Raw genomic sequence first — 23374 nt, forward strand, 5'->3', positions numbered from 1 at the left:
AAATAATCAAATGAAATATTTAGCCATATTTTTATTTTTGATTCTGACTAAATTCTCTTTCGCACAAATAGTAGAAAACATCGATACAATTTCTATTGATGATTATAAAATGGAAAGTATCAACTTACCTCCTACTTTGAACGAAATCTCGACTTTAGAATATGAAAAAGAAGATAAAAATGTGGCTTCTTTTTGGGGTTTAAACGATTCTGATTCCAAACCAGAATTGTATCGTTTTGATGCAAAAACAGGTGAAATTATCAATACAATTTTCATCACAAATGCTCCAAATATCGATTGGGAAGAAATGTCTTCGGATGATAATCGAATCTATTTTGCTGATTTTGGAAATAATTTGGGCAAACGAAAAGATTTAGCTGTTTACTTTATCGAGAAATCAAACATCGATTATTCAAAATCTTATCAGCAATTAAAAGCTGAAAAAATAGAATTTTATTATCCTGAACAAGAAACTTTTCAATTCAAAAATATGACAACAAATTGGGATTCAGAAGCATTTTTTGTCTACCAAAATCAGTTGCATATATTTACAAAAGAATGGTCTAATATGGCAACATCTCATTATGTTATTCCAATTGACTCTTCTAAAAAACACGCAGCCAAAAAGTTAGAAACTTTTCCTACAAATTACGCTGTAACTGCTGCTTATATCGACGCTGATGTAAATAGTTCTACCAAAGGAATTTATCTGTTGGGTTATACAAAAGAAGCGTTAACTTTTATCAATTGGTTTGATTTGCCAAAAGATAACAATCAGTTATTCTTCACTTCTCAAGTTAAAAAAATAAGTTTACCTTTGGGCTTCACGACACAGTTGGGACAATTGGAAGGGATTTCAGTTTTGCCAACCGAAAACAAAATTTGTTTTAGCGGAGAGGAATTTAACTATAAAGGATTCTATGCAAAACAGGTTGTACATTGCATCAATAATTTTACGAATTAAAAAACTAAATTTTGGGTAACACGGTAGATTTGATTAAAGCTCCGATCGCGGAGGAAATGAAATTGTTTGAACAGAAATTCTTCGAATCGATGAAGAGTAATGTTTCGCTTCTTGACCGTATTTCCAATTATATCGTGCGCAGAAAAGGAAAACAAATGCGTCCGATGTTTGTCTTTTTAACTGCAAAATTAAATGGTGAAGTACAAGAACGTACCTACCGTGCGGCTTCTTTTATCGAGCTTATTCACACTGCAACTTTGGTTCACGATGATGTCGTAGATGATAGTACATTGCGTCGTGGTTTCTTTTCACTTAATGCAATTTGGAAGAACAAAGTAGCTATTTTGGTTGGAGATTATTTTTTATCAAAGACCTTAATTATTTCGACTAAAAACAAAGATTTCGATTTACTTGAAGTTGTTTCTGTAGCAATACAAGAGATTTCGGAGGGTGAATTATTACAAATCGAAAAAGCGCGTAAACTTGATATTACAGAAGATGTCTATTTCGAAATTATCCGAATGAAAACGGCTACGCTTATTGCCGCTTGTTGTGAAGCTGGAGCGCGTTCTGTTGGTTGTTCAGAAGAAGTTGCGAAGAAAATGCATCGCTTTGGTGAATTGGTTGGAATTGCTTTTCAGATCAAAGATGATTTGTTTGATTATACCACTTCCAACGCTATCGGGAAACCTGTCGGAATTGATATTAAGGAACAAAAAATGACATTACCGTTGATTTATTCAATCAACACAGCAAATGAAAAAGACAAAAAATGGTTGATTAATTCGGTAAAACGTTACAACAATGACAAAAAACGTGTACGAGAAATTATTCAGTATGTGAAAGATCATGGTGGAATTGAGTACACGCAAAAAATGATGAAACAATATAGCCAAGAGGCTTTAGATATACTATACGAATTTCCCGAAAATGAATTTCGAAATTCATTGGAAACAATGGTGAAATACGTAATTGAAAGAGAAAAATAACAAAAGGACTTCTAATTGAAGTCCTTTTTGTTTTATATTAAGAATTAACATTTCTAAACTCTAGATGCGATATTGAAACAAGTTCAATATAACTTCGATAAATTAAGATCTATTCTCAATAATAAACTAACGGAGAATTTCAAGTTGAATTCAGTTCAGTTTCTCATCGCTTTAAAAATTAAATCTCCCTCCTATTTTGCCTAGCTGACATCGTTACGAACTAAGCCAGCTTACTTACGAACCTGGATAACTTTGTTTACAACATAAAAAAAGTCACTACAAACCGTAATGACTTTCTATTTTGATAATTTAAACTCTTATTTTTAGATGGATTTCTGATAAATATAATCATCCATAATGTATCCATTTCCGATGTCAAATGTTTTTGATTCCATATTCTTGAAACCATTTTTCTCATAAAAACGAATTGCTTTCGCATTGTGTTTATTCACTGTTAAATGAACAGCTTTTGCACATTTTTCTCTCGCATAATCTACAACTCTATTCAACATCAATTGTCCAATTCCTTTGGTTTGATTAGATTCTTTCAGATAAATTTTAGATAAGAAAACAGTATTATTTTCATCTAATTTGTAATGTAAATAACCAGACGGAACATTATCTATTTTCAGGATTTCCCAAACGTCTCCATTTGCAATTGCTTCGTTTACTTTGTCATTATTATACATCATATCAATCATATAATTGATTTGATCTTGGGATAATAAATCTTTGTAACATTCGTTCCAAATCTCATTTGCCAAAGGTTGAACCAAATGAATATTTTTTTCATTAACTGTATGAAAATGTGGATAAACATCTAATTTAACTGGATTGATTTTTTGATTAACTTCTAAATTTTGTAGAATTTCATCTTTACGTTTATCAATTTCGCCTTCTAACATTTGCAATGTCCATTTACGTTTTAATGAATTGTAATAAAACATTCCAATTCCAATGTATAAAAAGACTTGTACAGCAATTGACACATAATTTTCGGCTAAAAATTTATTCATTTTAAGGCTATTTTCCATCAAATTATCCATAGATGAACTATTAAAATTAACACCTATATCAATAATTCCTGAAGCAAACAATAAAACAAATACAAAAGAAAAAGCAATCTCACCCGCTATGTATAATCCTACTGCTGATAAAACCGTTTTTAATTTATCCTTTTTGAAAAATTTTGCTAAGAAATAGAACTGAAAACTAAATATGATGATTAGAAACACTGTTTATTATTTTTTATGTCTTACAAAAATACGAAAAATATGACCGTAAACATTTATATTTGTATGAAACATATCAAAACAAAAAGTGATTTATTATGTATAGCGATAAATTTCAAAACTACTTACAAACGCAATTAAATGATTTAGAAGAACAAGGATTATTCAAAAAAGAACGTATCATTGCTTCTCCTCAAAGTGCAGAAATTACATTAGAAAATGGTAAAACATTACTTAATTTTTGTGCGAATAACTATTTAGGATTATCTGATAATAAAGACGTTATCTCAGCTTCTCAAAAAATGTTAGATGACCGCGGATACGGAATGTCTTCGGTTCGTTTTATCTGCGGAACGCAAGATGTACACAAACAATTAGAGAAAAAAATCGCTGATTTCTTAGGAATGGAAGATACGATTTTATATGCTGCTGCTTTTGACGCAAATGGTGGTGTTTTTGAGCCTTTGTTTACAGAAGAAGATGCGATTATTTCTGATGAATTAAACCACGCTTCTATTATCGATGGTGTTCGTTTATGTAAAGCGGCTCGTTATCGTTATAAAAACAATAATATGGCTGATCTAGAGGCTCAATTAATTGCTGCTTCAGAAAAAAATCATCGTTTCAAAATTATTGTAACAGACGGAGTTTTCTCTATGGATGGTATTGTTGCTGACCTAAAAGGTGTTTGTGATTTAGCTGATAAATACGATGCTTTAGTAATGGTTGATGATTCTCACGCAACTGGTTTTATTGGAAAAACTGGACGTGGAACACATGAGCACAACGAAGTAATGGGACGTGTAGATATCATTACATCTACTTTAGGAAAAGCTTTAGGTGGTGCAATGGGTGGATTTACTTCTGGTAAAAAAGAAGTAATCGAAATGCTACGTCAAAAATCTCGTCCATATTTATTCTCTAACTCTTTGGCTCCTGGAATTGTTGGGGCTGCTTTACAAGTGTTAGAAATGTTAGAAAATGATACAACTTTACGCGATAAAGTAATGTGGAATGCTGAATATTTCCGCAAAGAAATGGTTGCTGCTGGTTTTGATATTCCAGAAGGTGATGCTGCAATTGTACCTGTTATGTTGTATGATGCAAAATTATCTCAAGTAATGGCAGACAAATTATTAGATGAAGGTGTTTATGTCATTGGATTCTTTTTCCCTGTTGTTCCTCGTGATAAAGCACGTATTCGTGTACAATTATCTGCTGCACATACAAAAGAGCAATTAGATCATACAATTGCTGCTTTTACAAAAGTTGGTAAAGAATTAGGAGTGATTAAATAAGAATTTCTTTTTTTCAATATTATATTAGCGACTAAAAATATTTAGTCGCTTTTTTATATATTTAACTTATGCTTTTCAAAAATAAAACATATCAAATAACGACAAATCTTTCTGAACAAGAAGTTTTTAAAATACTAAATGATAATACAGAAGAAAAAAGAATTCGTTTTTCTAAAAGTAAATATGAATTCGAAGGAATAGTCTATAAAGATCATTTCAATCTGATGAAAACGATTAGCGGACGAAATAGTTTTAATCCTCAAATTATTGGTCATTTCAATACCAACGACAACAAAACCATTATTGTTTACAATTTAGAATTAAACTCTTTTGTTTCAATATTTTTCATTGTTTGGATAAGTATTGTGGCTTTATTTTTTATAATCTCACTTTTTCAAATTATAATAAATGGAATTCATAATTTTTTACCTTTAATTTCTATTCCGATGTTATTTTTTGGATTCATATTATATTTTATTGCTACAAAAATGTCTGAGGATAAAATCACTGAAACTTTTGAAAAATTATTTCAAGAAAAAGTTCAAGAAGTAAAATAATTCAACGCCACAAATTGTCTCTCAAAATCCTTACTTTTACAACAACTCAACGAAAGAAAATTTCAAAATGGCTCAATTCATAGAAAATGTTGTAAAAGATTTAGTCCAAAATCAAAAAAACTTTATCAACACCACTTTAGTTTTACCAGGAAAACGTCCGATGTTATTCTTCAAACAAGAATTTCAGCGTCAAGCGCAAAATATCATTCTTCCACAAATGAAAAGTATCGAAGAATTAATGAGCGAACTTTCTGGTTTAGAAATTATTTCTGGAATTAATCTATGGTTCAAAGCGTATCAAGCTTATAAAAAAATCGTTGACAAACCTGATTCTTTCGAAGATTTTATCAAATGGGGACCAACTGTTTTGAAAGATTTCGATGATATCGATGCTTCTTTGCAACCTGCGCATAAAGTTTTAGACTATTTGGTTTCAGTGGAACGAATTAGTCAATGGGGAGATGGAAAAATTGAGATTGGAAAAAATGAAATCATTCAAAATCACTTAACTTTTTGGGGAATTGTTTCGAAATTATATTTTCAATTGCAACAAGATCTGTTGGATTCAAAAGAAGGTTATGCTGGAATGGTTTTCAGAATTGCGAGCGAAAAAGTTGAAGAAATTGTTGAAAATAGAACTTCACATTATGTTTTTGCTGGATTTAATGCCTTAACAAAAGCAGAACAAGCGCTTATTTTTCGTTTAGAAAAAGAGAATCTAGCCACTTTATATTTTGATGCGGATAAATATTATTACGAAAATCCTAATCAAGAAGCGGGTTCTTTTCTTCGAAAATATAAAGAGAAAATAAAACCGATAAATTGGGTGGTTGATGAATTTTCGAAGCCAAAAAAATTGCAAACAATTGGTGTTGCAAAGCAAGTTGGACAAGCAAAATATATTGCAGATTTAATTAGAAATCTCAACGAAGATGAAATAAAAAATACGGCTTTGATTTTGGCTGATGAATCTATTTTACCTTCAATTATTAATTCATTGCCCGAAAATATCACGCACCTTAATATTTCGATGGGAATTCCCTTGCGTTCGGTTCCATTAGCGCAGTTTTTCAAATCAATTTTTGAGTTGCAAATGAATCGGGAGAAGTTAGGAAAAGGGACCATGTTTTATTTCAAAAATGTCTTACAAATTCTTGAAAATAAAACATTATCTCTTTTTAGCACAGAAGAAAGTCGAAAATTAATTGGAGATATTCGATTACAAAATAGAATATTTAATTCTCAAAATTCGATTCAGAATTCGTTAGGAGAATCAATCTTTAAATCTATTTTTCATATTCCGAAAAGTATCACTGAATTTATTCATCATCTAAAAAATTGGACAGACGATTTATTGCATCATCCTTCGATGAACGATTTGTTGATGAAAGAATATTTATTTTTTTTCAAAAAAGTTTTCAATCAATTGCACGAAAATTTGTTGAGTGTTGATGATATCAAAGATTATAGAACCTTGTTTTTATTATACAATAAAATCGTTTCTTCTGAGACAATTTCCTTTATTGGAGAACCTTTGAAAGGTTTACAATTGATGGGATTATTGGAAACTCGTTTATTGAATTTCGATAATATTATCATGACTTCTGTGAATGATGAAATTTTACCTTTGGGACGACAAAACAATACATTTATTCCGTACGATATTCGTAAACAAATGAAATTGAATACTTTTACAGAAAATGATTCTATTTATGCTTATCACTTTTATCGTTTGATTCAGCGTGCGAAAAATGCTTATTTCGTGTATGATACCGAAGCTGACGGAATGGGCTCTGGAGAAAAATCTCGCTTTTTAGCTCAAATCAAATTTGAAAGTAATCACGAAGTGAAAGAAACTTTTGCTGCACCAAGTTTTGTCACAAAACCTTTGAAAGAAATCATTGTTCCAAAAACTGACGAAACAATGGTTAAGCTTCAAAATTGGGCTGAATATGGAATTTCACCTTCTTCACTTTCTACCTATTTACGCAATCCGTTAGATTTTTATGAGCAACGTGTTTTTAATGTAAATGAAGTCGAAGAAGCCGAAGAAATTGTAAGTGCAAGAACGTTAGGAAACATTGTACACGGCGCTTTGGAGGATTTGTACACGCCTTATATTGGGCATATTTTGCATGAAAATGATTTCAAAAATATCGAAAAAATAAAAGATAAAACCTTACAAGAACATTTTAGCAAAGAATATAAAGATGGACATTTGGATAAAGGTCCAAATTATTTGATTTATAAAATTGCAGAACGAATTGTAGATGGCGTTTTGTCTAAAGATACAACTACAGCAAAGGAAAATGAATTTGTAATTCGAGCTTTGGAAAGCAAGCACGAAGTTGATTTTGCACTTACAAATGGCAAAATTGTAAAACTGAAAGGGGTAATTGACCGAATTGATTCTGTCAATAATCAAATCCGAATTATTGATTACAAAACTGGTTATGCGAAAGATATTTCGGTGAAAACCGAAGAAATAGAAACCGTTTACCAAAAAGAAGATAAAGCGAAACAATTGCAATTAATTTTCTACGCACATTTATTTTATGCAGACAAAGAAAATCTAAATAAAGACATTGAATTGTGTATTTATCCAATCAAATTTCCAAATAAAGAATTAATTAAACTTTCGGTTGATAAAAACACAACTATTGATTATTCGATTGTCGAAAATTCTACAGCACCTATGTCAACATTAATCGAAGAGATTTTAAATCAAGAAATTCCGTTCAAACAACCAGAATAGTACTCAATACACTATAAAGAAAACCCTTTTTAAACACTACATACAAAGGGTTTTATATTTAATTTGGTGTATAAATCAATTTATATTCTTAATAATTTGCTAAAAAATAGTAGTTTTGGAAAAGTTTAAAATCGCATAATGAAAAACAATAAACTTTTTATAGCTATTATTATTGCCCTTCTTATCGGGGTTGCGCTTGGAGGATATGTACATTATAATACCTCGCCAGAATTTATTAAAACATTTTCGACTAACATAAAACTTCTTGGTACTGTTTTTATTCGTCTTATTCAGATGATTATTGCGCCTTTAGTTTTCTCAACTTTAGTAGTTGGTATTGCTAAAATGGGTGATATGAAAATGGTTGGACGCGTTGGTGGACGTGCAATGGGGTGGTTTATCACAGCTTCTCTTACTTCTTTGGTGATTGGTGCTATTGTTATCAATGTAATGAAACCTGGAGAAGGATTGAATATTGAGATCGATTCAAGTTCTGCTCAAGATTTATTAAAAGGTCAAGCTTCGCTTACATTAGAGCATTTCATTACACACATGATTCCTAAATCTGTTTTTGAATCATTTGCAACAAATGAAATCTTACAAATCGTTGTTTTCTCTATTTTCTTTGGTGTCGCGATGGCAGCTTACGGAAAAGAAGGAGAAATGATTACGAAAGCGTTAGACAAAATTTCGCATATCGTCTTAATCATGGTTGGATATATAATGTGGACTGCGCCATTAGGAGTTTTAGGAACTATTTCTGCTGCTATTGCAACGTACGGATTCGGTATATTCTTACTTTATGTTAAATATTTAATCGCCTTTGTAATTGGTATTTTACTTCTTTGGGCTGTTTTAATATTGGTTGGGTATTTCATCTTAGGAAAACGAGTAATCGACTTATTAAGACACATCAAAGCACCTTTACTAATCGCTTTCTCTACAACTTCATCAGAAGCTGTATTCCCAAAATTAGTTGAAGAATTAGAAAAATTTGGAGCTCAAAAGAAAATTATTTCGTTTACTTTACCGCTTGGATACTCCTTCAATTTAGATGGATCAATGATGTACATGACGTTCGCATCGCTATTTATCGCGCAAGTTTATGGAATTCACATGCCAATCGAGAAACAAATTTTGATGTTATTAGTCTTAATGCTTACTTCAAAAGGTGTTGCAGGTGTACCAAGAGCTTCATTAATTGTAGTGGTTGCAACTTGTTCGATGTTTGGAATTCCACCAGAAGGAATCGCATTGATTTTACCTATCGACCATTTCTGTGATATGGCTCGTTCGATGACGAATGTTCTTGGAAATGCTTTATCGACTGTTGCAGTTGATAAATGGGAAGGACACGTAGCAATAGAGCAAACATATACACACGATGATGATCATCACAAAGCTTAAATAAATTGCTTTTCAAAAATATAACAAGAAATGCGACCTTTATCGGGTCGCATTTCTTGTTATAATATCATTCGTTAACCGATTACAATTCGTTATATTTCGGAAATTTAGGATGAACAATTCGTTTCCATTCCGGATGCTTTTTGATGTAGGCATACACATAAGGACAATACGGAAACAAAGGATTTTTATGTTCCTCCAAATAAACCAATGTTTTTTCTACCAAAGCAGCCGCAACGCCTCTTCCTCCTAATTCTTCAGGAACTTCGGTATGAATCAATTTGATGATATCATCTTCTTGTTTATAATCTATAAAAGCGATATATCCGTCAACGTTCAATTCAAAGCGCGAAGTTGATTCATTTTTTACAACCAGTAAAGGAATTAATTCTTCATTCATCTTATTTCTTTTTTTATGACAATAATCCGATAAAAATCTGTTTTCAGAATTGATATACATCAAAAAAGCAACCAAAAATTTTGATTGCTTTTTCCTACTATTTTATACTGATTTCAATTCTATTAACGTGATTTCTGGCCAAATCCCAACTCTTCCAGGATAAAAATGATAACCAAAACCTCTATTCACATTGATGATCTTTCCTTCAAAATCATAAAATCCTGCCCATTGCGGATACACATATTGTGCAGGACTCCAACGCAAACCAATTTTCGGAACTTCAATTCCCAACTGCATTCCATGCGTATGTCCAGACAAAGTCAAGTCAAAATGTTTGGGATGATTCTTCAAAATTTCATTCCAATGTGAAGGATCATGTGACATAACAATCTTAAAATCTTCTGTATTTACATAATTCGAAGCTGCGTCAATATCTCCTAATTTCTTAAATCGTGTTCCCCAATTCTGAACGCCAATTAACGCAATTTTTTCACCATTCTTTGTAATAAATCGGTTTTCATTCAATAATAATTTCATTCCAATCTTAGGGAAAATCGCTTTGATTTTCTCGAAATTATCTTGTTTTTCTTCCTCCGTTTTCCAATCCGAATATTCACCATAATCATGATTTCCTAACACTGCAAAATTTCCGTGTGGCGCTTGTTTTATTTTCGAAAAAACATCGTACCATTTATCCATTTCCCAATGAAAATTATTCACAATATCTCCCGTAAATAACAATATATCAAACTCTTGTTGATTGATTAAATCGACTGCATATTCTATCTTTTCACGATTATCCAAACTTCCCGAATGAATATCTGTAATGTGTAAGATTTTGAAACCATCAAACGATTTTGGTAAACGTTGATACGCCAATTTTTTCTTGATTACTTTGAAATTATATTTTCCTAAAGTCATCCCATAAATCAAACTAAAAAAAGGTATTGAAGCTACTGTTAATCCAGAAATCATTACGAATTTTCGGCGAGAAGGTAAATAAGAATCTTCTTTTGTTGAATGATTTGTAGTACGATTAAATAGCCAACCAAATCCTCTAAAAATATCTTGAATCAAGAAAAATAGAACCAAAATAATTCGAGGAAAACCAAACAACATAAACAAACCTGTTGCCCACATTGTCGTTTGTGTTTGACCGACATTACGATCAAAAAAGATTAGATTATATCCAAAATTACCCAAAACAAGTAACCACAAAAGCATATTCCCGAAAAGAATATAGTTGTTTTGAATGAATTTTTTAAAGTTAAAATACAGGTAAATTTCAAGTATTATTGAAATAATTATTGACGTGATAACACTATAAACAAACATTATTTTATTTGATTTTGAACAAAAATAAAAGAAATCTTTTTAACAGTGATTCATTATTAAATTCTTAACAGAACATTATAAAATTTATAAATGATTCTGCACAAAAATTTGCGTGATAAAAACGTAACTTTGTAGCATATTTTTAAGCATAAATTATGAAAAATAGACTACCTGTAACGGTACTTTCTGGATTTCTTGGAAGCGGAAAAACGACACTTCTTAATCATATATTACACAACAAAAAAGGACTAAAAGTAGCAGTTATCGTGAACGATATGGGCGCAGTAAACATTGATTATCAAATGGTTTCTCGCGAAAATGATTTAATTCAAACGGATGAAAAATTGGTTGAATTGAGTAATGGTTGTGTTTGTTGTGAATTACGAGAAGATTTGATTGTAGAAATCGAGAAGTTAGCTCAATCAGGGAAATATGATTATTTGGTTATCGAAAGTTCTGGTATTTCTGATCCAGGTCCTATTGCGCAATCGTTGGATTTTGTTTCGCCAGATGGTAAAATTGATTTGCCAAAAGTTGCGCGTCTAGATACGTTGGTAACAGTAGTTGACGCTTATAATTTCTTCAAAAATTTGGGAACTGATGAAGATGTTTTTGATCGTGGTTTTACAGAAAATAGAGACGATAATCGTCCGATAGTGAATCTTCTAATCGATCAAATTGAATTTTCGAATGTGATTATCCTAAATAAAATGGATTTGGTTGAAGAAGAAACGTTGATGAATATTGAAGCGTTTGTGACTAAATTAAATCCTTCTGCTAAAATAATTCCTGCAAGTTTTTCTCACGTTGAATTAACTGAAATTTTGAATACCAATTTATTTGATTTTGAGAAAATTCAGGATATGGATGCTTGGGTAAAATTATTAGAAGAGCAAGAAAAAGAGGAACATCACCATCATCATCACGACCATGATCACGAATGTGGTGAACATTGTACGCACGAACACCACGATCATTTGGAAGAAAAATATGGAATGACTTCTTTTGTTTACAGACAAAAAATTCCATTTCATGCAGAACGTTTTTTAACGTATTTGAATGATAATTTCCCTGCAACTATTTACCGTTCGAAAGGTTTATTTTGGTTAGCAAATCGTCCTGATGAAGCTATATTCTTGAGTCAAGCTGGTGGTAGTATCCGAATTGATCCTGCGGGGGCTTGGTGGTGCTCGATGCCATATGACGAAAGAATTCAGTTTGCAGCGTATCAATTTAATCAAAAAACGATTGATGCAAAATGGTCGAAAGAATGGGGAGATCGAATGATAGAACTTGTTTTTATTGGACAAGGTTTGGATAAAGAAAAAGTTACACAAGAATTAAATTCTTGTTTGCTAAATGAGCAAGAAATTGCAGAATGGCAAGCAAAACATAATTAAAATAAAAGAGCCTTATTTCGATTTGAAGTAAGGCTCTTTTTCTTATCATCCTTGTTCTAAAAATTTAAATAGATTTATTTCATTTATCAAATTCACTTGTTCTTTTCTAAGGCTCGGTTAATTACAAACAGCTATGTTTATCCTTTCCCGAGGACTCAGTTGATTACAAATAAGTGCGTTTATAATAAAATCTTCTTGACAGACATTACAAACAAGTATGTTTGTAATAAAATCTTCTTGACAAACATTACAAACAAGTATGTTTGTAATAAAATCTTCTTGACGAACATTATAAACAAGTATGTTTGTAATAAAATCCTCTTGACAGACATTATAAACAAGTATGTTTGTAATAAAATCTTCTTGACAAACATTACAAACAAGTCTGTTTGTAATAATATTTGGAACGGATATTTATATTTTTTGCTTCTGATTGAACGAATAAATCAAGTAAAATAGAAATGGTAAAATAAATATCGAACCGAGTAATAATGCCCAAGCTAACATATTTATTGTGCTCATTGCACCATAATCTTTCAATAAAGATAATGTTGAACCATCTTTGAATAATACTAAATTTGGAAAGTGTGAATAAGATGCTGCAAACAAAATCATCATCACAATTATTCCTGCATAAACCTTCAAAAGAGAATCTTTCGCTTTATTTAAGGCAGAAAGTAATAATACAATCGAGATTGAAGCAATTGCGATTGCGATATAACCGTAAATTTCTGATGTTATCCAACTAAATAATGGAATGTTTTTCCAAAGTGAAACAGCAAATACCAATGCTCCAGCAACAAAAATTAAAGCTGTATAAATCTTAGCACGTTTTCTCAAAATCACTTTATCTTCTTCGTTTTTAACAGTTTGAATGGAATAAACCGAAGCCAAGAAAGCACAAATCACAACAGTGAAAATTCCGACCGAAAAATTAAACCAACTTAACCACGAAAATAGATACGCATCTTGAAAGGAAAGTGCATTGTCATCAATACTTCCCGAAACGATAGATCCTGCTATTATACCCAAAAACAAAGGTGTTACAACACTTGAATAAGTAAAAATGACATCATACAAATTGTGCCATTTATCGTTGATTGCATCATAATTTCTGAACGTAAACGATGTTCCACGCGCTATGATTCCCAACAACATAATCACCAACGGAATATGTAAATAATTAGAAACATCTGCATAAACCTTAGGAAAACCGACAAACAAAATCACAATGGCAATGATTAACCACATATGATTTGCTTCCCAAATTGGTCCAATCGAATTGTACATAATCTTCTGCGTACGTTTTTTGTAACTCTTTTCAGAAAATAATTCGACAATTCCAGCACCGAAATCTGCTCCACCTAAAATTAAATATAAACAGATGGCAACCCACAAAAATGCTATTACTACGTAAATCATACTTAATGTTTTTCTGGTTTATAATTTGGATCTTCTGGATCATAAAGCTTCGCAACCATTTGTATTTGTCGATTCATTAAGAACACCAAAATAATGGACAATGTGATGAATACAAACGTGAAAATGTAAAACGAATATTGGATTCCTGGCATTGGCGTGATGGAATCTACCGTTCGCATAATTCCGTAAATAATCCACGGTTGACGACCAACTTCTGTTACCGTCCAACCTGCTTCTAAAGCGATATATCCAAAAGGTGTCGCAATCATAAACAATTTATAAAACCAGCGTTTTGTTCGCCAATCTTTCTTAAAAAATTGCGCAATCAAATAAATCACAGCTATTCCCATCATCAACATTCCGAATGTTATCATAATCTGAAATGCATAGTGCACAACTGCCACAGGCGGCCATTCATCTTTCGGAAATTCTTCTAGACCTTTTACAGGTGTTTTGAAATCTGAATGAACCAAGAAACTTAACACGCCCGGAACTTTTATTGCGTATTTAATTTCTTCTTTCGATTCGTCCACTATTCCACCCAAAACAAATGAAGCACTTTCTTCTGTTTTGAAATGCGCTTCCATCGCAGCCAATTTAATCGGTTGACGTTTTGCTACATCTTTCGCTGAAATATCACCACTCAAAGGTGCTAACATTGCTGCTGTAATTGCTAAAACAGAACTAATTTTGAATGCTTCTCGATGAAAATTTACATTCTTACCTTTCAAAATAAGATAAGCATGTAAACCCGCAACCGCAAATCCAGTCGCACAAAAAGCTGCAATTGTCATGTGCAACGCTTGTGAAAACCATGCATCGTTGAACATAGCTTTTACAGGATCTATGTTAAGATATTCACCATTTACAAAATCGAAACCAGATGGAGAATTCATCCAAGCATTTGCAGCAACAACCAAAATTCCTGAAGCTAAACCACTAACGCCAACGATTACACCACAAATCCAATGAAACCATTTATTGAATTTGTCCCAACCATAAAGGAAAAAACCTAAAGCAATAGCTTCAATAAAAAAAGCTGTTCCTTCTAACGAAAATGGCATTCCGAAAATTGGTCCAGCGTGTTCCATAAATTTAGGAAACAATAATCCTAACTCAAACGAAAGCATTGTACCAGAAACTGCTCCCGTAGCAAATAAAATCGCAACTCCCTTACTCCAAGCTTTGGTTAACCCTTTGTAAATTTCGTTTTTAGTTTTGAGGTATTTGTAGTGAGCAATTGCCATCATAAAAGGCATCACCATTCCAACACACGAAAAAACAATGTGAAAGGCAAGCGACATCGCCATTTGACTTCTGGCAGCAATAAAATCGTCCATAAGTAATTGTTTATAATTTGTTTGTTGGTTAAAGTTACTAAATAAAAAGAGGCAATTCTATTTTGAATTGCCTCTTTTTTATATGATTTTGATTATAATAATCTATTTAGACGTAGCTGGTAATAACCATTTGAATTGTGGTCCATCTTCAGGAATCACAATACGTTGCGAAATTCTATCCATTCTATCTGGGAATTTCATAATGTAATCTCTTGCTTTTTCAGCCTCGGCATTCAACCCAGAGATTTTATCCAATTGCCAAGCTTCAATTAATTTTCGCATAATATCGATGTAATCAAATGCTGTGTACACACCAATACGTTGCGCTGCATCTGAAAACGCATCAAATAGAGTACCTCTTTCTTCTCCAGAAGCTCTTAAGAAATGCGCTGGCATTACAATTTTAAGTTTGAACATATGTTGAACAGCTAACATCATTTCTGAAGGATCAGCTTCGAAAATACGACGAACGAATTCTGTATAAGCTAAATGGTGACGCATTTCATCTCCTGCAATGATTTTACACATACGCGATAATTTTTTCGCTCCGTATTTTTTTGCAATTGCTGATACATTATTATGCGATACATAAGTTGCTAGCTCTTGGAAACTTGTGTAAACAAAGTTTTTATAAGGATCGTGTGCTGTTCCAATATCAAATCCGTCATTTATCAAATGCTGCGTTGTTACTTCAACCTCGCGCATATTGATACGTCCTGATAAATACAAAAATTTATTCAAAACATCACCGTGACGATTTTCTTCTCCTGTCCAATGGCGAATCCATTTTGCCCAACCATTTTCTAGGTAATTTCCTTCTTCATCTACTACACCGTCCATTTGCATCAACCAAGATTCGTAGGTTGGCAAAGCTTCTTCGGTAATGGTATCTCCAATCAATGTAATCCAGAAATCATCTGGCAAATCTTTCGAAAGCTCTTGTAATTCTTTGATTTCGTCAAAAAAAGAATCTGTTTGAGAATTCGGTAAAAAATCTGTTGGTTGCCAAATTTTATCGGCTGGAACTAAGAATTTGTCCATATAAGCATCAATATCTTTCTCAAGAAATTGCATTACTTCCAGGCGAACATTTTTTATTGACATATAATTATTTTATGCGGTTATACTACTTTTTACAGTTTTTTCGGTAAGCTCGAATATTTCATCAAACTTATAGTCACTCACTTTTAAGGGTTTATGGTATTGTATCGTTACTTTCGCGCCCAAATACATCGGGAATTTACCCCACTTTTCTATTTCCCACGTATTATTTAGCGTAACTGGAACAACATAAGCGTCTTTAGCATATTTCGTCAAAACTTTCAATCCATTTTCTTTGAAAGCCTTTGGTACTCCATTTTTGCTTCTTGTACCTTCAGGAAAAATAATAGCTGAATAATTATTTTTCTGAATGTATTGCGCTAATTTTTTTATTTCTTCTATTGCTTGTTTTCCGTTCTTACGATCGATTAATGCAGAACCTCCATGCGTTAAATTGTACGACACACTCGGAATTCCTTTACCTAATTCTATTTTCGAAATAAACTTTGGGTGATAATCAGCCAAATCATATTCCAACGGAGAAATATCATACATACTTTGGTGATTACTCACAAAAATCAATGGTACATTTTGTATCAAATTTTCGTGTCCTTTATAGATATACGTTGTACCCAAAATTCTTGTCCAAAAAACCAAAAGACCATTCATCACTTTTACACTTTTATGATGAGCAGCATAACCTCCTAAATTATAGCACAACCATTGCACAACATGCATTACCAACAACGTTAATCCATAAAAAATATAAAAGATTATAGATAACGGATAACTTAAAATTTTCTTCAACATTAGAAATTTAGACAAATTTAATAAAAAATTATGCTAAGCATAATATATTTTTCTTGGCGATTTACTTTATTAATTTCAAAGTTAGCTTTTCTTGATGAGCTTCATCATAAAAAGTAATTTGATTTGATGATTTTACTTTAAAATATGCAGTTTTTTGCAAATTTTGAATCAAATTTTGAGGAATTTCGCAATCAGAATTCACTTGTTTTAAATGATTAAAAATTATTGCTTGATTTATTTTGGTATAATCAGCCGTAATTATTCCGCAAGCCGTTTTCATCACCATCTTTTTGGTAGCATCTTCAAAAATAATGTAATCTCCTCCATCATTTATATTCCATTTACCCGACAAATCGCTAATTTCTGGAGTCACAGTTTTCGATTCAGTAACTGTTTTAGTTGGTAAACAACTTGTTAATCCTAAAAAGAGAAACAAAAGTATTGCTAGAATTGTATATTTCACGTGGTTTTATTTGTAACGAAGGTAGAAATATTTTGAATATTACGGATTGATTTTTTTAATATTCAATATTATTAAGAAATTTGTTGTCTAAATAAGAAACAATGGCAAACACTAAGAAAGGAGAAGTTTTTACGGATCAGAATAACATCAAAAAAGTAAAAATAGAACGAAAACCAAGTTTTCCTAAAATCTATATTTTAACCGATGATTGTCAATTTGTAGAAGATGGTTTGTACGAATTAGATTTTTTTGAAACGCCTAGTGTTACCAATTTTAAATCTGAATTGAATCCAACTATTCCTGCAATTAACTTTAAGCAATTGAGTGAAAAAGGGAGAGAAAATTTAGTACAAGTCTAAAAACTTCCTCCGAAATTAGCATGTTCAAATAGTTTTGAAATTCCAAAATAGGGAATAAAACTTAGAAGTAATACAAGATATAATATCCAGTTTTTATAGTTAAAAATAATTGATAATATTGAAAAAAGTGGACATAAAATAAAAGACGCAAACCCTGTAATGGCTATAAAATCGAACATAAAATTTTGACTTCTAGCAATCTCAGTTCCATCAATATTATACATAATAATAAAGCATAGAAAGAAGAAAATTGTCAATCCTAAAAATATTCTTGAAATTTTTATTTTGGTAGGCTGATTCATACAATTTATTTAAAATAAAAATAAGTAAACTTTACAATAAGCATCTCACCGAAAATAGTGATTTACAATTTTGTTCAAAATTTGATCGTATTAAAAAAGAAATAAACAAAAAACCCACACTGATAATCAGTGTGGGTTTCTTTAGATTGTGATCCAGTCAGGATTCGAACCTGAGACCTACTGCTTAGAAGGCAGTTGCTCTATCCAGCTGAGCTACTGGACCAATCCAAAATTTTATTACTAAAATTCGTCGGGGTGGCAGGACGAGAATCCTATCACTCAAATGTCTATGTATCAATAAATTGACTTTCTTATTCAAGAACTACTCACCGTTTTACTCACATATAGTTTGTAATTCGATGATGCAAATATAGCTATCTTAAACAAATCAGCAATACATTTTGGAGGTTTTTATTGCTAATAAAAAACAATAAAATTCAAATATACTGAACCGCAACAATTTACAACACGAAATTTTCGGAAATAAAATTTAAAAGTCTAAAAAAGCGCATTTAAACACGCTTTGAACCACTTTACAGCGATTATTTTTATCATCATTCTACTATAATAATGATAAAAATCCCCCAACTGGGGGACAATATGTGGAAATAGTTTGATTTGAAATTCCAAATTTTGGGATTACAACTGTAGTTGTAACTCCGAAATAAATAGTAAAAACTTAAAAATAAGGCTATGCTATGGAAATCGTATTGAGTAAAATCTTATCAAAAATTCATCGACAAGAAGAAAAGTTATCTTCACAAACGATGCTAATGGCCGATGAAGCATACCAAATGACTTTGTTCCTAAATGAGATGCTTGGTTCATTAAAAATAATGGTTTTGCAAAATGGGTTTTATGATGAAGATCAAGAAATTGATTTCTTCAAAAATATCAAACCACAGGTATTGGGTAAACTTATTTATTATAATAAAGTTTTCCGGATTGAAACCAATTGTCCTGTGAGTAACGGTGAACTACATAAGATCTATTTTCAGAAGCTTTTAAAAAATCTTAAATCTGATTATTCAGAAAATATCTGTAAAGAAGATTTTTACAGGTATTATCGTACAGGCAGGAAAGATAAGGATAACATTTACTTTCGACTCGGTCAAGTCAATTATCATGATGGACTAAAAAGTGGTGTATTCGAAATCGATTTAAGCTTTTCCACCTACTATGATAATAAGACCGCCTATATAATTGCTAACGAGTTATTATACAAATACATTCTAGAGAAGACAAGTCCTGAGGGAAATTCAGACTTTACATTAATAAGTGGAAATGCTAATAAGGATATTGCTTGGTCGAATTCACAAAATGCACTTATAGAACTAATTTATGCTCTCTATGCATCATGTTCTGTATCACATGGAAAAATAGGTATAAAAAAGCTAGCCTTAATTTTTCAAATAGTATTTCAAACTCCATTAAACGATGTCCACCATGCGTTTCACAGAATGAAAACAAGAGCTGGCTCACGAACTGCTTTTTTAGATCAGCTTAAATCCTCACTTGAAGAATATATGGATAGGGATCTTTAATTTAAAGGAAGCTTCTACAATCAAAGCAGTACCAAACCAGTACTGCTTTTTCTATACCCATATGTGCCAATTGGCAAACCTTTCCTAATCATATCTACAAAACAGAGAAACTGCATACAACCACCTGTTATGCAATCAATTTACAAGGAATAAAAAAAAGCAAAAAACATCAAAACCAATTGGCAAGACTTGGCGGATAAACTATTGATCCTTTAGGAATTTTGTAGATGTAATATTAAAAGCTTGTACTATGAATATTGACAGAATAGAATTTTTAGCATGGATGGAGCGCCTTATGGGACGACTTGACATACTTGCCGACAATATTGACGACTTACAAAAGAAACGTAACAACATAGACGGTGAAGAATTATTGGATAATCAAGATTTGTTACAAATGCTAAAAATCAGCAGTCGCTCGTTGCAGCGATATCGCTCGTCTGGGAAACTCCCCTATTATACGATTAGTGGAAAACTTTATTATAAACTATCGGACGTGCATCAGTTTATACGAGACAGTTTTAACCAACACTCAAGCAGACAAAAAGCCATTTAGTGCCAAGTATGACCTCTGACAACCACTTTAGATATAACAGAATACGCTCGTCATACTTTCGCCTGTTCAATTTTATAAATAGAGTTGTAATATATAAGTTTCGAAACAAGATTTGGTTTTTCATGTTTGAAAAAGTATATTTCATCATTAACACTATTAAACCCTGTTTTTAGAACATGTTCCTTTACTTCAGCGAGATATTTAACAATTAGAAGTATTATTAATTCTGAACTTTTTATTGAGCAATTAACTGATAATTCCAATTGGTCTATTTCTGTTTCAAGTTTTAAATGTAAATTATTATAAAATTCTTTCATCCTAACATTAGAGTTTTAAATCTATGTCCCCATGATTTTGTTTGATTAACACTTTAATTCTATAGCACAGAAATAAAAGAAAAGGAATACTGAACAAAATTTATTCCCGATCTTTATTCATATATGAGGTACACAATTTACTGGAAAGTAAGTTAAAATTACTCTAATATTCACATTCCAAATTACAACTCAAACCATTACTAATACTACTCATGAAATAAGGTAAATAGATTATTTGACATGGTACTTTAAATAAAATTTCTAAAAAAATGCAAGTCTTACTTTAAATATTTTTTTGATAAACTTTTTAAATAATATTAGAATTATTAAAAGAAATGATACTTTGTACTACTGAAATTTTATTTTAAAATTGCATTGTTAAAAGAAAAATACCTGTAACAAAGCGATCCTACATCATAAATATCACATTGATATGTGCCAAATTCAGTATTATAGTCTAAAGGATAATTACCTATCTGCTCTAAATAATCGGTCGTTAACAGTACGTAGGCATCAGAAGGCACACTATTTTTTAATAATCTATGTGCATCTATCAAGGTATTTCCAAATAGCTTACAAAAGCGATTTATTTTAAACTCTATTAATGTACCATAGTGTGCTATAGCTTTCAAATCAAGGAGTTTAATATTAGCAACATCTGAATAGTAACGACTTAATATCTTTTTAAAAGAAGTGCGCATTTGATCAAACTGTTTTAAAACATTTTTTACTGAAGGAGGTACACCTAAATAATAAAAAAGAATAGCATCTCCTTCTATTTCTGATATTTTAAAAGAAAGAAAATTACTTTCAATTATTCCTTGTAGTAAATGACGAATAACCGAAATGCCCACATTTGGACTTAATTCTCTAATGAACTGCGAATATCCACTGATATCCACTATGAATACTAAACCTTTTTTATCTTCAAACATAAATATACCTTTAAAAACCTACTGAATTTATTACAAATATTCTTGCTATAATAACAAGATGCTGACAAATTATCTCAGCATCTTATTTTACTTTTACCATGGAATTTCGCCTGCTCCAGTTGGGTTTGTTTCTTCACAGAAAAATTTTCCAGTTGGACCATCTTGCCCAATCAACGCATATTTAATAACACGTCCTGCGGCCGCTTCAACAGACCCACCGTTCTTACCTGTAAAATCCGTTGCTGTAAATCCAGGACTAACAGCATTAACCTTAAAACTCGTATCACGGAGCTCATAAGCAAGGTTAACCGTATACATATTCAATGCAGCTTTTGAAGAAAGATACACCACTCCTTTTACATCATAATAAAGGTAACTTGGGTCACTGTGTAAGGTAAGAGATCCTTGACTTGAGCTAAGATTTACGATCCGCGGTTCTGGAGATTTTTTTAGAAGATCAATAAATGCTTTGATAACTCTTGCGGGGCCGTAAACATTCGTGTCGTAAACCTTCTGGTATACTGCTATATCAGTATCGATAGCAGTTTGAGGAACCATGTGTCCTTCACTATCAAGATCAATTCCACTTATTCCTGCGTTATTAATCAGCACATCTAATGATCCAACTTTTTTTTCGATTTCCATACGGGCTGCATTAATCGAATCCTCGTTAGTCACATCAATTTGAATAGCTTCAATATTGGTTAATCCTTCTGATTTTAATTCTTCTATAGCTTTTAATCCGTTACTTAAGTTACGACTACCTAGAAATACGTGAAATCCTTTTTGTGACAACTGACGTGCTGATTCGAAGCCAATACCTTTATTTGCTCCGGTAATTAATACTGTTTTCATACTTTACGATTTTATTTAAAGCAAAGATAGTTGGCAGTAAAATCCTATTTCTTGACTTTTATCAAAAAATGTAATAAAGCATAAATAAAAAGATAATTTGGATAATTTCAGAACTGATAATCTTACATAATATAATTTCACAGACTATCTGAAAATAAAAACAAGAAATGGTTACTTGCAAAGTTTCAATAATAACTAAATGTATAAAGAATTTTAGCGTTTTCTTAGCCGACTAAGCGTTTCTGGTGTAATTCCTAAATAAGAAGCGATCATATTTTGTGAAAACTTTTGAAAATATTCAGGATGGTGCTCCAACAGATCATGGTATCTTTCTTCAGCATTCATGCTAATAGCAGCATGTATTCTTTTTTGTGTATTAACAGCTACTAATCTTTGTTCAAGACGAAGAAACTCACCTATAGCGGGAACTTCAGCCTCCAAAGCATGAAGCTGAACAGGTGATATTCGCAAGATCTCAGAGTCTTCTACTGCATCTATATAGTATCGGCTTGAAGTTTGTGCTACAACACTTTCCCAGTCCGATATCCAATTATCTTCAATGGCAAATGCCACAACGGCTTCCTGACCACGTTCGTTTACTGAATAAATCCGTAAAGCTCCTGATATAACATAGCAAATATATTTGCAGATATCCCCCTCTTGTACAATAAATTGACGACGACCGACCTTTTCGAGTTTAAACGCAGCCCTAATCAACCCTTGATGGGTTTGCGTCAGTTGAAATTTCGTATAATTTCGAAAGTAGTCGTATAATGAATTATAGACATCGTCCGTGTGTTCTTCTATAGTCTTTTTGATAGATAGGCATTCAGTTTCATTAAATTCAGGTGTTTTTGTAAGACCATTCTGGTTCTTTAAGATAGAGCGTGCCTTCATATATTATATAATTGTTACACAAATTTATCTAAAAATTTCATCAACACCTAATCAAAATCCATAGTTATAGATTCAAATGAAACCTAAATTTAAGATGAAATTACTCAGAATGCTCACAAATAAACAAAACCACATTAAACATCTGTAATACAGTTGGTTAAAAAACAATCAAAAACAGATAATACATGAACATTTT

At 31.7% G+C, this 23374-nt stretch carries 22 protein-coding genes and 1 tRNA gene; 10 read left to right on the plus strand and 13 right to left on the minus strand.

The annotated features are described in order from the left end of the window. Positions 1-10: 10 nt before the first annotated feature. A complete protein-coding gene (locus B4A23_RS01165) occupies positions 11-964 on the plus strand; it encodes a hypothetical protein (RefSeq protein WP_291115888.1) in 954 nt (317 codons plus the stop codon). Between the two features lie 56 nt (positions 965-1020). Next, entirely contained in the window at positions 1021-1953 is a 933-nt protein-coding gene (locus B4A23_RS01170) for a polyprenyl synthetase family protein (protein WP_052217896.1), read from the plus strand. A 323-nt stretch (positions 1954-2276) separates the two neighbouring features. Here the strand turns inward: B4A23_RS01170 and B4A23_RS01175 are convergent, their stop codons facing one another. Next, entirely contained in the window at positions 2277-3188 is a 912-nt protein-coding gene (locus B4A23_RS01175) for a GNAT family N-acetyltransferase (RefSeq protein WP_291115892.1), read from the minus strand. A 95-nt stretch (positions 3189-3283) separates the two neighbouring features. Between B4A23_RS01175 and kbl the strand changes: the two genes are divergently transcribed. The 4 genes from kbl to B4A23_RS01195 all read left to right on the plus strand — a co-directional run bounded on the left by kbl (position 3284) and on the right by B4A23_RS01195 (position 9202). Further along, positions 3284-4483 carry a glycine C-acetyltransferase gene (gene kbl / locus B4A23_RS01180; protein WP_286477768.1) on the plus strand — a complete coding sequence of 400 codons (1200 nt, stop codon included), beginning with the start codon at positions 3284-3286 and terminating at the stop codon, positions 4481-4483. A gap of 68 nt (positions 4484-4551) precedes the next feature. Next, on the plus strand, positions 4552-5040 hold the full coding sequence (locus B4A23_RS01185; RefSeq protein ID WP_291115895.1) for a hypothetical protein: 489 nt from the start codon (positions 4552-4554) through the stop codon (positions 5038-5040). A gap of 67 nt (positions 5041-5107) precedes the next feature. Then, on the plus strand, positions 5108-7795 hold the full coding sequence (locus B4A23_RS01190; protein ID WP_291115897.1) for a PD-(D/E)XK nuclease family protein: 2688 nt from the start codon (positions 5108-5110) through the stop codon (positions 7793-7795). A 138-nt stretch (positions 7796-7933) separates the two neighbouring features. Next, entirely contained in the window at positions 7934-9202 is a 1269-nt protein-coding gene (locus tag B4A23_RS01195; RefSeq protein WP_286500825.1) for a dicarboxylate/amino acid:cation symporter, read from the plus strand. A gap of 82 nt (positions 9203-9284) precedes the next feature. Here B4A23_RS01195 and B4A23_RS01200 read toward each other — a convergent pair whose 3' ends face one another. Together B4A23_RS01200 and B4A23_RS01205 are read right to left on the minus strand one after the other, a co-directional pair. After that, complete coding sequence (locus B4A23_RS01200; protein WP_125350400.1) at positions 9285-9602, minus strand: GNAT family N-acetyltransferase; 318 nt, start codon at positions 9600-9602, stop codon at positions 9285-9287. Positions 9603-9704: 102 nt separating this feature from the next. Then, positions 9705-10826: a metallophosphoesterase gene (locus tag B4A23_RS01205; RefSeq protein ID WP_349679931.1), complete on the minus strand. Its 1122-nt coding sequence runs from the start codon at positions 10824-10826 to the stop codon at positions 9705-9707. Between the two features lie 266 nt (positions 10827-11092). Here B4A23_RS01205 and B4A23_RS01210 point away from each other — a divergent pair, with 266 nt between their 5' ends. Further along, positions 11093-12337, plus strand: a complete 1245-nt coding sequence (locus B4A23_RS01210) for a GTP-binding protein (protein ID WP_291115901.1) — start codon at positions 11093-11095, stop codon at positions 12335-12337. A gap of 414 nt (positions 12338-12751) precedes the next feature. Here the strand turns inward: B4A23_RS01210 and B4A23_RS01215 are convergent, their stop codons facing one another. The 5 genes from B4A23_RS01215 to B4A23_RS01235 form a co-directional block, all read right to left on the minus strand. After that, positions 12752-13759: a cytochrome d ubiquinol oxidase subunit II gene (locus B4A23_RS01215; protein ID WP_286485489.1), complete on the minus strand. Its 1008-nt coding sequence runs from the start codon at positions 13757-13759 to the stop codon at positions 12752-12754. A 2-nt stretch (positions 13760-13761) separates the two neighbouring features. After that, a complete protein-coding gene (locus B4A23_RS01220; protein ID WP_038333673.1) occupies positions 13762-15099 on the minus strand; it encodes a cytochrome ubiquinol oxidase subunit I in 1338 nt (445 codons plus the stop codon). Positions 15100-15201: 102 nt separating this feature from the next. Beyond that, complete coding sequence (locus B4A23_RS01225) at positions 15202-16203, minus strand: acyl-ACP desaturase (RefSeq protein WP_038333672.1); 1002 nt, start codon at positions 16201-16203, stop codon at positions 15202-15204. A gap of 9 nt (positions 16204-16212) precedes the next feature. Beyond that, a complete protein-coding gene (locus B4A23_RS01230; RefSeq protein ID WP_291115904.1) occupies positions 16213-16947 on the minus strand; it encodes a lysophospholipid acyltransferase family protein in 735 nt (244 codons plus the stop codon). A gap of 64 nt (positions 16948-17011) precedes the next feature. Continuing rightward, positions 17012-17413 (minus strand): hypothetical protein, encoded by a 402-nt coding sequence (locus tag B4A23_RS01235; RefSeq protein ID WP_291115906.1) that lies wholly within the window; start codon positions 17411-17413, stop codon positions 17012-17014. A 101-nt stretch (positions 17414-17514) separates the two neighbouring features. Between B4A23_RS01235 and B4A23_RS01240 the strand changes: the two genes are divergently transcribed. Beyond that, positions 17515-17772 carry a hypothetical protein gene (locus tag B4A23_RS01240; RefSeq protein WP_291115908.1) on the plus strand — a complete coding sequence of 86 codons (258 nt, stop codon included), beginning with the start codon at positions 17515-17517 and terminating at the stop codon, positions 17770-17772. Between the two features lie 451 nt (positions 17773-18223). Here the strand turns inward: B4A23_RS01240 and B4A23_RS01245 are convergent. Beyond that, positions 18224-18297: transfer RNA gene (locus B4A23_RS01245), tRNA-Arg, on the minus strand. A gap of 475 nt (positions 18298-18772) precedes the next feature. Here B4A23_RS01245 and B4A23_RS01250 point away from each other — a divergent pair. Both B4A23_RS01250 and B4A23_RS01255 read left to right on the plus strand, forming a co-directional pair. Next, positions 18773-19618: an RteC domain-containing protein gene (locus tag B4A23_RS01250; protein ID WP_291115910.1), complete on the plus strand. Its 846-nt coding sequence runs from the start codon at positions 18773-18775 to the stop codon at positions 19616-19618. Between the two features lie 250 nt (positions 19619-19868). Further along, a complete protein-coding gene (locus B4A23_RS01255) occupies positions 19869-20174 on the plus strand; it encodes a helix-turn-helix domain-containing protein (RefSeq protein WP_291115912.1) in 306 nt (101 codons plus the stop codon). A 50-nt stretch (positions 20175-20224) separates the two neighbouring features. On the opposite strand, the gene B4A23_RS16525 is transcribed toward B4A23_RS01255, so the two are convergent. The 4 genes from B4A23_RS16525 to B4A23_RS01270 form a co-directional block, all read right to left on the minus strand. Beyond that, positions 20225-20491, minus strand: coding sequence for an RteC domain-containing protein (locus tag B4A23_RS16525; protein WP_414647044.1), 267 nt, complete (start codon positions 20489-20491; stop codon positions 20225-20227). Positions 20492-20850: 359 nt separating this feature from the next. Next, positions 20851-21426, minus strand: coding sequence for a DUF2652 domain-containing protein (locus B4A23_RS01260; RefSeq protein WP_291115914.1), 576 nt, complete (start codon positions 21424-21426; stop codon positions 20851-20853). Between the two features lie 93 nt (positions 21427-21519). Continuing rightward, positions 21520-22281 carry an SDR family oxidoreductase gene (locus tag B4A23_RS01265; RefSeq protein WP_291115916.1) on the minus strand — a complete coding sequence of 254 codons (762 nt, stop codon included), beginning with the start codon at positions 22279-22281 and terminating at the stop codon, positions 21520-21522. 213 nt (positions 22282-22494) lie between these two features. Continuing rightward, complete coding sequence (locus tag B4A23_RS01270; protein ID WP_291115918.1) at positions 22495-23178, minus strand: Crp/Fnr family transcriptional regulator; 684 nt, start codon at positions 23176-23178, stop codon at positions 22495-22497. Positions 23179-23374 lie beyond the last annotated feature (196 nt).

Origin of the sequence: Empedobacter sp. UBA7248 (assembly GCF_002472945.1) — a bacterium.
Lineage (GTDB): Bacteria > Bacteroidota > Bacteroidia > Flavobacteriales > Weeksellaceae > Empedobacter > Empedobacter falsenii_C.